This is a genomic window from Acidimicrobiia bacterium (assembly GCA_012959995.1).
GTDB lineage: Bacteria > Actinomycetota > Acidimicrobiia > Acidimicrobiales > MedAcidi-G1 > MedAcidi-G2B.
The window spans coordinates 15,605-28,421 of the sequence record DUCC01000011.1; the positions used below are offsets into that span (position 1 = coordinate 15,605).

The 12,817-nt window shown below is 55.3% G+C and carries 12 protein-coding genes; all 12 read left to right on the plus strand.

Annotated features, from left to right (window positions below):
- Window positions 1-4 precede the first annotated feature (4 nt).
- The 12 genes from EYQ49_02785 (at window position 5) to EYQ49_02840 (ending at window position 12,718) form a co-directional block, all read left to right on the plus strand.
- The gene (locus tag EYQ49_02785) at window positions 5-1,294 is read left to right on the plus strand and encodes a bifunctional folylpolyglutamate synthase/dihydrofolate synthase (GenBank protein ID HIG24806.1); all 1,290 of its coding nucleotides are present in this window, start codon (window positions 5-7) and stop codon (window positions 1,292-1,294) included.
- 50 nt (window positions 1,295-1,344) lie between these two features.
- A complete protein-coding gene (locus EYQ49_02790) occupies window positions 1,345-1,752 on the plus strand; it encodes a nucleoside-diphosphate kinase (protein ID HIG24807.1) in 408 nt (135 codons plus the stop codon).
- Window positions 1,753-1,921: 169 nt separating this feature from the next.
- Window positions 1,922-2,974: a rod shape-determining protein gene (locus EYQ49_02795; protein HIG24808.1), complete on the plus strand. Its 1,053-nt coding sequence runs from the start codon at window positions 1,922-1,924 to the stop codon at window positions 2,972-2,974.
- A 3-nt stretch (window positions 2,975-2,977) separates the two neighbouring features.
- Window positions 2,978-3,805, plus strand: coding sequence for a rod shape-determining protein MreC (locus tag EYQ49_02800; GenBank protein HIG24809.1), 828 nt, complete (start codon window positions 2,978-2,980; stop codon window positions 3,803-3,805).
- Window positions 3,805-4,326: a rod shape-determining protein MreD gene (gene mreD / locus EYQ49_02805; GenBank protein ID HIG24810.1), complete on the plus strand. Its 522-nt coding sequence runs from the start codon at window positions 3,805-3,807 to the stop codon at window positions 4,324-4,326. Before EYQ49_02800 ends, mreD begins: the two co-directional genes overlap by 1 nt.
- The gene (locus EYQ49_02810) at window positions 4,326-6,575 is read left to right on the plus strand and encodes a hypothetical protein (protein HIG24811.1); all 2,250 of its coding nucleotides are present in this window, start codon (window positions 4,326-4,328) and stop codon (window positions 6,573-6,575) included. The genes mreD and EYQ49_02810 overlap by 1 nt, the downstream gene beginning before the upstream one ends.
- A complete protein-coding gene (gene rodA, locus EYQ49_02815; protein ID HIG24812.1) occupies window positions 6,524-7,717 on the plus strand; it encodes a rod shape-determining protein RodA in 1,194 nt (397 codons plus the stop codon). Before EYQ49_02810 ends, rodA begins: the two co-directional genes overlap by 52 nt.
- 59 nt (window positions 7,718-7,776) lie before the next feature.
- A complete protein-coding gene (locus EYQ49_02820) occupies window positions 7,777-9,708 on the plus strand; it encodes a TIGR03960 family B12-binding radical SAM protein (GenBank protein ID HIG24813.1) in 1,932 nt (643 codons plus the stop codon).
- Window positions 9,705-10,502 (plus strand): DUF2344 domain-containing protein, encoded by a 798-nt coding sequence (locus tag EYQ49_02825; protein ID HIG24814.1) that lies wholly within the window; start codon window positions 9,705-9,707, stop codon window positions 10,500-10,502. The genes EYQ49_02820 and EYQ49_02825 overlap by 4 nt, the downstream gene beginning before the upstream one ends.
- On the plus strand, window positions 10,444-12,081 hold the full coding sequence (locus EYQ49_02830) for an Rne/Rng family ribonuclease (GenBank protein HIG24815.1): 1,638 nt from the start codon (window positions 10,444-10,446) through the stop codon (window positions 12,079-12,081). Before EYQ49_02825 ends, EYQ49_02830 begins: the two co-directional genes overlap by 59 nt.
- Before the next feature lie 73 nt (window positions 12,082-12,154).
- Window positions 12,155-12,463: a 50S ribosomal protein L21 gene (gene rplU, locus EYQ49_02835; GenBank protein ID HIG24816.1), complete on the plus strand. Its 309-nt coding sequence runs from the start codon at window positions 12,155-12,157 to the stop codon at window positions 12,461-12,463.
- A gap of 3 nt (window positions 12,464-12,466) precedes the next feature.
- Window positions 12,467-12,718 carry a 50S ribosomal protein L27 gene (locus EYQ49_02840; GenBank protein HIG24817.1) on the plus strand — a complete coding sequence of 84 codons (252 nt, stop codon included), beginning with the start codon at window positions 12,467-12,469 and terminating at the stop codon, window positions 12,716-12,718.
- The last annotated feature ends 99 nt before the right edge of the window (window positions 12,719-12,817 follow it).

Sequence of the window (12,817 nt, forward strand, 5' to 3'; positions counted from 1 at the left end):
TTTCGTGGACTACACCGCCGCACTGCGGTTTTTGGATCGCCACATAAATCTTGAGGCCACTGCCGGCCGCATCCACGGGTTAAGTCTTGAAGCCATGGAAGGCTTGATGCAATGCATGGGCGATCCGCAGCAAGACTTTCGGAGTATCCAGGTAACCGGCACCAATGGCAAAGGATCAGTTTCGGCTCTCACGGCGTCGCTTTTGCAAGCAGCAGGTCTGCGGGTCGGGGTGTACGTCAGTCCCCACGTGGACACTATTCGAGAACGCCTACGCATCGATGGTGAAATGATCTCCGAAGAAGACTTCGGTGAACTGGTAGGTCAGGTGGAACTTTTTGCCCAAAGTGCTCCCATGCCACCTTCGTATTTTGAACTGCTTACCGCCGCAGCTTTTTTGTGGTTCGCCAACGAAGCGGTAGATGTGGCCATTGTGGAAGTTGGCTTGCTGGGTCGTTTCGACGCCACGAATGTTCTTAACGGCGAGGTAGCGGTGATTACCAACATCGGACGAGACCACACCGATGGCCAAGAGGGGTGGCGGCGAGCCATCGCAGAAGAAAAAGCAGGGATTATTGAAGCACTACGACCGCTGGTGTTGGGTGAAACCTCGGTAGATGTGCTTGATTTGTTCGTGGCCGAAAATCCCGAACCATTACTTATGCAAGGCGAATCTTTTGGGGTCACCGCAACCAGTCCAGCGGTAGGGGGCCAAGCAGTGGACCTCTGGACCAAAGAAAGGACCCACGACGAAGTTTTCTTAGGGCTTTTTGGCGATCATCAAGCAGAAAATGCTGCTCTGGCCTTGGCTGCTGCTGAATCTTTTTTAGGGTCCGCCATGGATGGCGAAGTAGTGAGGGAAGGCTTGGCTGCCGTGGCTTTGCCGGGGCGACTTGAAGTTGCAGCGGCTCTTCCGCTGGTGATCCTTGACGGGGCCCACAACCCACCGGCCATGCGGGCCTTGGTGGCTTCGGTTCCTGAAGTGTTTGGGGGAGTGCGCCGCACCGTAGTGCTCGGGGTTTTAGGCCCGCGGGAACCTGCTGAGATAGTGGCCGAACTGACCGCTCTGCAACCCGAGTTGGTGATTTGTTGCACTGCTCCGTCAGAAAGAGCGATAGACGCCGAGGCGTTGGCTCGTTTGGTTTCGGCTCAAGGCATGGACGTTGAAGTGGTGGCCGACAGCCATGAGGCCGTTCGCCGGGCCTTAGTGCTAAGTGACGAAGATGATTTGGTATTGGTGACCGGCTCTTTTTATGTGCTGTCGTCGGCTCGACAGGTGCTGGCCGAAGAGGAATAATTGGTTGAATCGTTGTCGGGAAGCGGGCGATTGGTCGTAGCCTGACCGGCATGGAAAAAACCTTTGTCATTTGTAAACCCGACGCCGTAGAACGCGGTTTGGTCGGGGAAATTATTAGCCGTTTTGAGCGTAAAGGCTTGACGGTAGTAGCGGCAGAATTGCGTACTTTGGACCACGACACGTTGGGTCGCCACTACGAAGAACATGCAGGAAAACCCTTCTTTGATGACTTGGTGACCTTCATGTCGCGGTCACCAGCCATGGTTTTGGTGCTCGAGGGTCCGGAAGATACTTACGCCGTGGTGCGCTCCATGATGGGTACCACCAACCCTTGTCAAGCAGCCCCTGGGACCATCCGAGGAGACTTTGGTTTGTTAATGACCGAAAACTTGGTGCATGGGTCAGACTCAAAGGCTTCCGCTGAACGAGAAATAGGCATTTTCTTCCCCAACTTGTAGAGAATTGGTGGGTGCATCACCATCTCCTCCCTTATTGTGGTCAACCGTGCGCCGAGAGTGGCAAAGCGTTAAAAAGCCGGTTACAGTTGCCAGTCAGATAGAGCAAAAGCTGTGCGGGAAAAAGCCGTACCGTCGCTCCAAAAATATTTGACGAAACGGACTGCGGCGCATGGCCTCACGACATCAACCAAAAAGTAGAGGGGCTCGGCTAGGGAGCCGCGATATTGCCGTTGATCTTGGCACAGCGAACACCGTTATTTACATACGCGGCGAAGGGGTAGTACTCGACGAACCCTCCGTGGCAGCTATCAACATTATGGACGGCACCCCACTAGCCGTGGGCGCCGAAGCCAAACGCATGATTGGCCGTACCCCCAGCCACATTCAAGCCACCAGGCCTTTAAAAGGCGGGGTAATCGCCGACTTCGAAGTCTGCGAAAAAATGCTTCGTTACTTCATCCAAACGGTACATCAAAGCAAATGGTCAAAACCCCGCATGGTTATCTGTGTACCTTCCGGCGTTACCGGGGTAGAACGTCGAGCCGTACAAGAAGCTGCCGAATATGCCGGCGCCCGACCCCCGGCCTACATCATTGAAGAACCCATGGCCGCGGCCATCGGCGCTGGGTTACCCGTGGCCAAACCCACCGGATCAATGATTGTTGACATCGGCGGAGGTACCACCGAAGCCGCAGTCATCTCGCTCGGTGGGGTAGTGGCAACACAAACTTCCCGCATCGGGGGCGACGAACTCGACGAAGCCATTCGCCAGTATCTAAAAAAAGAATACGGAGTGGACGCCGGAGCACGCACCGTAGAAGAACTCAAAATAGGACTCGGGTCGGCGGTGCCATTGCTTGAAGAACAACGAGCAGAATTTCGCGGTCGCGACCTCGTAACCGGCCTGCCCCGCACCGTGGTCATCAGCACCAACGAGATTCGCGAAGCAATTGAAGAACCCGTAGCGGCCATCATCGACACGGTAAAGGCCACCCTCGACCAGACCCCGCCGGAACTTTCTGCCGACATTATGGAACGCGGTATAACCCTGGCCGGCGGCGGTTCGCTACTGGTGGGACTGCCCGAACGCCTCCGCTCCGAAACTGGCATGCCGATATGGCTCGCCCCCGACCCACTGCTCTCCGTAGCAATCGGCGCTGGAATGGCCTTGGATCACCTCGATGCTTATGGCGACACCGTCTTCGGCGACGGAATGGAATAACCCATGGCGGCCCCCCGGCCTGCCGAACGGCCGCGCCACACGCTGCTCATAATCCTGGCCGCAGCACTGACCCTGCTCACTCTGCAGATACGCGGCGCTCAACCTCTTGATGCTTTCCAGCAAGGGGTGCGCGACATCATTAGCCCAGTGCGCACACTGGTAGACCGAGGCACCGACCCGCTACAAAATGCTTGGTCGGGTATTTTTAATTACGGCTCGTTAGAAGCAGAAAATGAGCGCTTAGCCAACGAACTTGCAAGAGTCAGAGGGCTTGTGCTGAGCGACGAAGGAGACCGAGAACTTCTCGAACGCTTACTGGGTGAAATCGACATTGCTTACACCGACCTCGACACCGTTATCGCTCGTATCTTGGGCACGCCACCCGGCAACTTCGGCACCCACCTCATAGAAATAGACAAGGGCAGTGACGATGGCCTCCAAGAAGGCCAAGCAGTGGTAACCGGAGCCGGTTTGGTGGGGCGCCTCACCCAAGTAGACCGAGAACGTTCTGTAGTAATTTTGGCCACGCACCCGGATTTTTCCGTCGGCGTACGCTTGGTTGAATCACAAGATGAAGGACTGGCCAGTGGCACCGGTGGTCATGAACTTCGCATAGAAGCCGGAGTGCGCCTTGACGCAGTGATCGCCCTCAACGAGGTAGTAGTAACGGCCGGCGGAAGAAGCCGTTTTCCCGCTGACATTCCTGTTGGGCGAGTTACCGTCCCTGATAACTACGCCGAATATGAGCGTTCAATCCGAGTCGAGTTAGCGGCCAGTTTAGAGAATCTAAGTTTTCTTAATGTGGTCATCAACACTGGCGAAGATAACTAATGACTACCCGTCTGCGCTTCACCCTAATTTTGTTAACCGCCGGGTTGCTGCAAGCCACCGTGCTGGCTGAGTTTCGCTTTCTGGGGGTATCGGTAGAACTCTTGTTGCTGGTCACCGTCTTAGTGGCTTTTCATGGGGGCCCCGAACGAGGTGCCTGGGTGGGCTTGGCGGCCAGCCTTATTCAAGATGCCCTTACCGGAGCCCCTTTTGGTATACACGCCCTGATCTACGCCCCGCTCGCTATTGGAGTTAGCAGCCTCGAAGACCGCACGGTCGGGGCAAGCTCGGCCCTAAACGGGTTAGGACTGGCGCTGGTAGTGGCCTCAGGAAGTGTCCTAGTATCCATAGCGGGGCTTCTCTTTGGCCAAATAGCGATACCGCTTGAGACGCTGGGCGAACGGGCCCTAGTGGCTGGCTTTCTGACTGCCCTAATAGCCAAACCAGTTAACGAAGCCATTCGCTGGTCGGTCGACGGAGTTGTCGCCGGGGAAATTGAACTCCGCAACCCCCAGAACATCTGATGGATACCAACAGTCGCTACCGTATGCGCATGCTGGCCGTCGTGGCCTTTTCGCTCTTTGCGGCGCTCACCGCTCGACTTTGGTTTTTGCAGGTCTTGACCGGAGAAGAAGCAGCGGCGGTGGCCCAAACAAATATTTTACGAGAAATACGAGTGCCCGCCCTCCGCGGTCGCATCGTTGATGTAGAAGGGCGCACCTTGGTTGGAAACCGCCTTACCACCATGGTGACCATTAATCGTCGCTCACTGGCCGACGCCGATCTGACCAGTGAACAACGTCAAACCATGTTGACAGAAATAGCGCAAGAGGTAAACAGCTCAGGACTCTTGCTTAAGGTCATCGATATCGAACGCTCACTAAGTGACCCCTCGTTCGGCAGTTACGACGACGTGCCCATAGCGATAGATGTCGACGAAGAACTCTTGATTTATTTTGGTGAACGACCCGAAACATTCCCCGGAGTAAAGGTGGTCGATAGTACGGTCCGGGCCTACCTTTATGGTGATCTGGCCAGTCATATTTTGGGGTGGGTAGGGCCCATAAACGACGGCGAGCATTCCAGCCGAAGACCTCCAGAAAACAAGGCCTACAGTCTTCGCGATGAAATAGGTAAAGCCGGTATTGAACTGATGTTCGAAAACGACTTACGGGGGGTAGCAGGCCGGCGCATCGTAGAAGTAGACCGTCTCGGGCAGATAGTTCGAGAACGAGAAGAACTCTTCATCGCTCCCATTCCTGGTGACGATGTGCGCCTCACCCTAGATATAGATGTGCAGTACTTGGTAGAAAGTGAGTTGGAGCGAACAATTTTTGCGCAACGCTTAGTGGCTCCAATCAAAGAAGAAGACGCCGAAGAAGACCCCCCAGAGTTTGAAGTACCAGGGGGAGCGGTGGTAATCCTCGACCCCACCAACGGCGATGTGGTGGCTATGGCCTCTTACCCCACCTTTGACCCCAACGAATCCATCGGGGGGTTTAGCCGGGACCAGTGGGCGGCCCTCAACGACCCTCTTAACGACCTGCCCATGTTTAACCGGGCCATTCAAGGCGAATACGCCCCCGGGTCTACCTTTAAACTCTTCACCGCCCACGCCGCATGGCACGAAGAAGTCTTTGGCGTGGGCATGGTGAAGCCCGCAGACGAACCATGGGATGACCCCGGCTACTACCGCCTGAAAAGTTGCGTCGGGGACACCAACGATTCGGCCTCGGCCGGAGGCTGCATGTTTCGCAACGCCGGGTCCGTCCCCTACCCACAAGTAGATTTAGTGCGCGCCTTTACCGTGTCGAGCGATGTGTACTTTTACATCATTGGCGAATCTATTTACATCAACGCTCAACACAACGAAACAGCTATACAAGACACGGCAGAAGAATACGGCATGGGCTTCGAAACCGGAATCGCCTTGCCCTTTGAACAAGACGGGTTTTTGCCCACTCCAGACAAACGCCAAGATCGCCACGACGCCAATCCGGTAGCTTTCCCTAGTGCCCGCTGGTACCCCGGAGACAACGTAAACACCGCCATCGGTCAAGGTGGCGTTTTGGTGACCCCCCTGCAGTTGGCCAACGCTTACGCCACTTTTGCCAATAACGGCACCCTCTGGTCGCCCAACATTGCGGCAGAGGTCGCTACCCAAGAAGGCGACTCCATACGAACCTTTGGCCCACGAGCCATGGCCAGCGTCGAGATAGACCCGGAGTTTCGTGTGCGAGCCCTCGCCGGGCTAACCGGGGTAACCAGCGACGAAGACGGCACTGCGTACGACGCCTTTAACGGTCGCTCTACCGGGGGAACCTATTTTCCCTTAGAAGAGTTTCCGGTAGCGGCAAAAACCGGGACCGCCGAAGTGCGAGGCAAAGCCGACACCTCACTCTTTGCCGCCTTCGGGCCAGCCGAAAACCCGTCGTTTTCCATCGTGGCCATTTTGGAAGAAGCAGGCTTTGGTAGCCGTGTGGCCGCCCCCTTAGTTTCACGGATCCTCAATCAACTGCTCACCGATGCCGTAGCCGAAGCGCCATCGGCCGCCGAAAGCTATGCCCAAGCGGCGGCGCTTCCGCTGTGTTTGAGCTGGCAAGAATGGATGACCGGCGATCGTCTCTCACAGCTTGAAGGGTCACGCTCTGCCGCTGACACCGAAACGGGTCCAGTGATTGAGGCCGATGGGAAAGTACGAGTACGCGGCATGCTCATTGAATGCCGAGTGCTGCTGGCGGACTACGGCTTCCTGGCCGGAGGATCCTCATGACCAACCCCCGATTGCCGCAAGAAAGTCGACCAACCTTATTGCGACACGTTGACTACTTGCTGCCGATCTTTGCCGCTCTTATCTCTGCCGTAGGAGTAGCCATGGTTTACTCCGCCACTCGAGGACCGGCTACCGAACTTCTACCCGCCCAAACCCGCTACCTCGAACGACACCTCACTTTTGTGCTCATCGGGTTGCTTGCCATGTTTGTTACGGCACTGATAGGCCACCGGTTTGCCCAACGCATGGCAGTAGCTCTCTACGGTGGGATGCTGGTTCTTTTAATGGCAGTTTTGGTAGCGGGCGTAGAGGTCAAAGGGGCCCGCGCTTGGTTTCAATTTGCGGGCTACCAACTACAGCCCTCCGAATTCGGCAAACCGATAATCATCGTGGTGTTGGCCGCTTGGTTTGGCTCGGTAGAAACCGTCAATACCCAGCGACTAGTAGCCGGGCTTGCCATGGTGGCTCTACCAACCCTCATTATTTTGAAACAACCCGACCTAGGAACGGTGCTGGTTTATGGAGCTATAACGGCCGGGATGACCATGGTGGCGGGGGTAAAAGGTCGCCACCTATTTATTTTGGCGCTTCTGGCCGTGACCGGAACCGTAGTGGTGTTGCAATCAGATCGTTTAGCGAGTTACCAAGTGGACCGTCTACTGGTTTTCATAGACGGCGAATCAAACTCAGGCGCCCGTTACAACTTAGAACAAGCACAAATCGCCATCGGCAACGGAGGCCTCACCGGAAAAGGCCTATTTCAAGGGACGCAAAACAACTCCAACCTGGTACCGGAACAACAAACCGACTTTATTTTTACGGTGATCGGCGAAGAAACCGGCTTCGTGGGCAGCGTGGCCGTGTTGGGCCTTATGGCTTTGCTCCTGGTGCGCATCTGGCGTATTGGGCAAATCGCCGACGACCGCTTCGGATTATTACTTTCGGCCGGGGTGTTCTCAATGATCCTGTTTCAAATTTTTCAAAGCGTGGGCATGGCTATCGGCATTATGCCCATTACTGGGATTCCCTTACCACTGGTGAGTTACGGCGGGTCATCGGTACTCAGCACCTTTTTGGCTCTCGGGCTCGTACAAAGTGTGCACATGCGTCGCCACGACTACCGTTATTCCAGCACTTTCTAAACCAGAACGGCCAATAACTGGCACCCCCACGGGCGCTCCTGCGGTAGTATGAGTACCTTATGCCCTCCCTATGGCCACAACTTGAGGTTCTTTTGGACCAGGTGCAAAAGCCGGCCCGCTACATCGGTTGCGAAGACGGTGCCGTAACCCCCAAACACCGTCCCGACAAAGCAGCGTGGTTGCTGATCTACCCCGACACCTACGAAGTTGGCCTACCTAATCAAGGGTTACAAATACTTTACGAAATCCTGAACGAACGCCCCGACGCAGTGGCGGAACGTTCCTATGCCCCTTGGACCGATATGGCCGGGGTTCTCCGCAACAATCGACTGCCGCTCTTTTCGGTAGATACCCACCGCCCAGCTGCCGATTTCGATGTGTTGGCTTTCAACCTTTCGGCCGAGTTGGTGTACACCAATCTTTTAGAATGCTTAGATCTGGCCGGGGTGCCTATTCGCTCCGCAGACCGGCGACCCGAAGACCCTCTAGTGATAGTGGGCGGGCACTGCACCTACAACCCAGAACCCATTGCGGATTTCATAGATGCCGCAGTGCTTGGAGACGGCGAAGAAGTAGTTTCCGAAATTACCGAAGTGGTGACCGGCTGGAAAGCTTCCGGCCGCACCTCGCGAGAAGGAGCGCTACGCGCTCTGGCCGGCATAGAAGGGGTGTACGTGCCGGCGGCTTACACAGTTTCTTACGACGGGCAAGCCATTTCGGGCGTTGAATCTCGCTGGCCCGAGGCCCCCGAAGTAGTCGAAAAACGCACGGTGGCCGACCTCGCTGATTGGCCATACCCCAAAAATCAACTGGTTCCGCTCACCGAAGTAGTCCACGATCGTTTAAACGTTGAAGTGTTTCGCGGCTGCACCCGAGGATGCCGCTTCTGCCAAGCTGGCATGATCACCCGGCCGGTACGCGAACGTCCGGCCGACCAAGTACGAACCATGATCACCAACGGTTTGCAACGCACTGGGTACGACGAAGTGGCGTTGACCTCGCTCAGCACCGCAGACTTCAGCGGCATCGAAGAAGTGGTAGCGGCCACCGTGAACGACGCAGACTGTGGGCAAGTCTCGGTATCGCTGCCCAGCCTCCGAGTCGACGCCTTTACGGTAGGTATCGCTGCAGAATTGCAACGGGCTCGCCGTACCGGTTTGACCTTCGCCCCCGAAGCGGGCTCTTGGCGCATGCGTCAGGTTATAAACAAGTTGATCAGCGAAGACGACCTTTACCATGCGGTGGAATCTGCCTACTCGCAAGGCTGGCGGCGCATGAAATTATATTTCTTAACCGGGCTACCAACTGAAACCGACGAAGACACGTTGGCCATCATGGACATGGCGAGAAAATGTGTGGAGATGGGCAAGACTCATCAACGGAGCCCCTCGGTAACGGTTTCTATTGGCGGTTTCGTGCCGAAACCCTTTACTCCATTTCAATGGTTCGGGCAAAACACCGAAGAGGAACTTCGCCGCAAAATATATTTGTTACGCGATGACGCCAAAAAGTCACGCAACGTTCAAATGAAATGGCATGACTCGCGAGCCACCGTGGTGGAAGGGCTCATGAGTCGCGGCGACCGACGCTTAGGGCCAGTCATCGAAGACGTATGGCGAGCCGGGGGAGTGTTTCAAGAGTGGAGCGAACACTTCGATATTTCTTTATGGACCGAAGCCTTAGAACGACACGGGTTATCTTTTGAAGGGTACGTTTACCGGCACCGCACCGAAGACGAAATAATGCCCTGGGATCACCTTTCGGCCGGACTTCACAAAGACTTCTTGTGGCAAGAATGGCGAGACGCCCTCAACGAAGTAGGCCTCGAAGATTGCCGCTGGACCCCCTGCTATGACTGCGGCGCTTGCACCGGATACGGCATCGAACACGTAGTGGCCTCCGCCGTGCCTCCGGCCGGAGGCAGTCAAGGCACCGGCCAACCCAGCAACGGGGGAGCAGTACCGGTGCAACTCTCCGGCCTGAAATCATGACTCGGGTACGGGTACGTTTTTCAAAATTAGGAAAAATACGTTTCACCAGCCATCGTGACGTGGCCCGCATTTGGGAACGCACCCTCCGAAAAGCCAAAATCGAAGTGAGCTACAGCGAAGGATTTTCGCCGCGGCCTAAACTTTCTTTCGGCCTTGCCCTATCTAACGGTTACGAGTCATTTGCCGAATACCTCGAAATCGAGTTAGCAGCCGACGACGAACTCACCCCAGAAGGCACAGAAAAAATTAAAGAACAACTAAATGCTACACTGCCTGTTGGCCTTGAAGTACAAGCAATAGCGGTCGCCAGCCGTAAAGACGAATCGCTACAGCAAGCCGTTCGCTCCTGTACTTGGCGCTTTGACATTGACGATCTTGATATTTCGGGCGCTCAAGACTGGGTCGACTCGGTACTAGGGGCTGAAGAAATCGTGGTGGAAAGAGAACGTAAAGGCAAAGTAGTCGTGGAAGACCTCCGCCAGCAGATACTCTTTATACAAGTCGTCGAGGCTACGGATCACGGAGTAAGGCTTTTAGCTGAACTCGGTACCCAACCTCGAGCACTTCGACCGACAGAGTTTCTGGCGGTCTCCGATCCGCCGCTAAAGGCACGGTACGTGTGCAGAATGAATCAATGGATGTTGCAGGGCGACGAACGCGTCGAACCGCTGTCGGTAAACGCCGGCCCTGCCCCGTTCGCCACCTTGGCGGACGTGACGAGAAGGGAATCAACCAATGTCCGAACCAACGGACGCGCCTGCTCAGACGGGCCACACCAACCAGGGGTCATCTGACTCCGTAGATAAGCCAAAGGTCGGCGATAGCCGTCCCGCCCCAACCGATCAGCCGCAAGTCGGTGACAGCCGGCCTGCGCCAGAAAATAATACTGAGGCAAATGGGCAACCAAAAAACGAGGGCAGCCGCAAACGTCGGCGCCGTCGCGGGGGCCGCAATAAAGGCCGCAGCGGGGGAGGGTCGTCGCAAAACGGCAACAACCCGGTCGAAGCGGTCACCAACGACGGCCCGATAGAACTTGATGCAGAAACTCTTAAACGCCGCCGCGGTCGCGAACGGCGAGGTAAGCCCATCGGTCGCTACACCATGTGTGTCAGCGTGTCTGGGGCCAGCACCCAAGTAGCGGTATTAGAAGGCCGGGTGCTTATCGAGCACTACTTGTCTCGCCCCTCCGACGACGTAGCCGAAATACACGGCAACGTGTATCTGGGCAAAGTACAAAACGTACTTCCGGGCATGGAAGCAGCATTCGTAGATATCGGCACCCCAAAAAATGCTGTGCTTTATCGAGGCGACTTGCAGTTTGATCCCAAAGATGTGGGTGGAAAAAGCCGCCCCCGTATTGAACAAGTATTAAACGCTAAACAAGTCATCGTGTGTCAGGTTTCTAAAAACCCCATCGCCCACAAAGGGGCGCGCCTCACCCAAGAGGTTTCGCTTCCCGGGCGTTTTGTAGTTCTGGTGCCCAACAGCAGCACCTACGGCATTTCTAAACGACTGCCAGAAACCGAACGCAAACGTTTGCGCCGCATTTTGGATCGAGTAAAACCAGAACAACACGGCATCATCGTGCGCACCGCAGCCGAAAACATTACCGACGAAGAACTCGAACGTGATGTCAGTCGTCTGGTGCAACAATGGGACGACATCGAAAATTTGGCTAAAAAATCCAACGCACCGGCTCTGTTGTACCGCGAACCTGAATTGGCCTTCCGTTTTATCCGTGAAGAGTTCAACAAAGACTTCCGCTCGGTGCTTATTGATGATCAGGAAATGTACGAACGAGTACGTACCTACGTCGAAGGGGTGAACCCGGCCTTGGTTGATCGCATCCAGTTCTACGATCCCCAGAACGAAAACTTGCCATTATTCGAACGCCAACACATACACGAACAACTGCGCAAAGCCTTAGATCGTAAAGTTTGGTTGCCTTCTGGGGGTTCACTAATTATTGAACACACCGAAGCACTTACGGTGATCGACGTCAACACCGGAAAAAACGTGGGCAAATCAAGCCTGGAAGAAACCGTTTTCCGCAACAACCTCGAAGCAGCCGAAGAAGTAGCGCAGCAACTTCGTTTACGAGACATCGGTGGCATCATCGTTATTGACTTTGTCGATATGGAAGTTCGCTCCAACCGAGAAGCAGTAGCCACCACCCTGCGTGACGCCTTGTCTCGAGATAAAACCCGCAACCAGGTATTCGATATTTCTGAACTGGGTTTAGTCGAGATGACCCGCAAACGCATCGGAGAAGGATTGTTGGAAGCTTTCACCACGGCCTGCCAAGATTGCGAAGGCCGCGGCCACCTTTTAGACGAAAACTTGTTGGGTTCCGGCACAAAGGGTGCCCGATGACCGCAAAAAGCAAAAAAATTACGTCCACCACTTTGGTGGCGACGGGATATAAAAAGGATAGTCTGGAGCCACTATGTATGCAGTAATCGCCACAGGCGGAAAGCAATATCGAGTCGAAGAAGGCCAACGAGTTGTGGTAGAGCGCCTCGGGGACTTAGGTACCGACGTTGAACTCACCCCAATCATGGTGGTGGACGGCGACGATACTTTGGCCACCCCAGATGCTTTGGCCAGCGCTAAAGTCACCGCCCGCATTGTGGGCGATGCTTCCGGCCCTAAGATTCGTGGCTTTACCTACAAGAACAAAAGCAACCAGCGTCGCCGCTGGGGGCATCGTCAGCACTTGGCTGAAATCGAAATCACCGCAATCACAAGGGGTTAAGAGATGTCAAAGACCAAAGGTGGCGGTTCAACCCGCAACGGCCGGGACTCCAACGCACAACGCTTGGGCGTCAAGGTTTACGACGGTGGTGAAGTAACCGCTGGATCAATCATCGTGCGCCAACGAGGCACCAAGTTTCACCCCGGCAGCAACGTCGGTCGCGGCAAGGACGACACCTTGTTTGCCACCGCTGACGGAGTAGTAAAATTTGGTCGCCGTGGCGGCCGCAAACTGGTCGACATTCTGGTTGACTAGCCATGCAGGCTTACTAGCCAGCAAAAAAAAAAGAACGAGAGAAAAAGCCCTGGCTTCGGTCAGGGCTTTTTCAGTTACTGGCACTGGCCAAGGCTCACC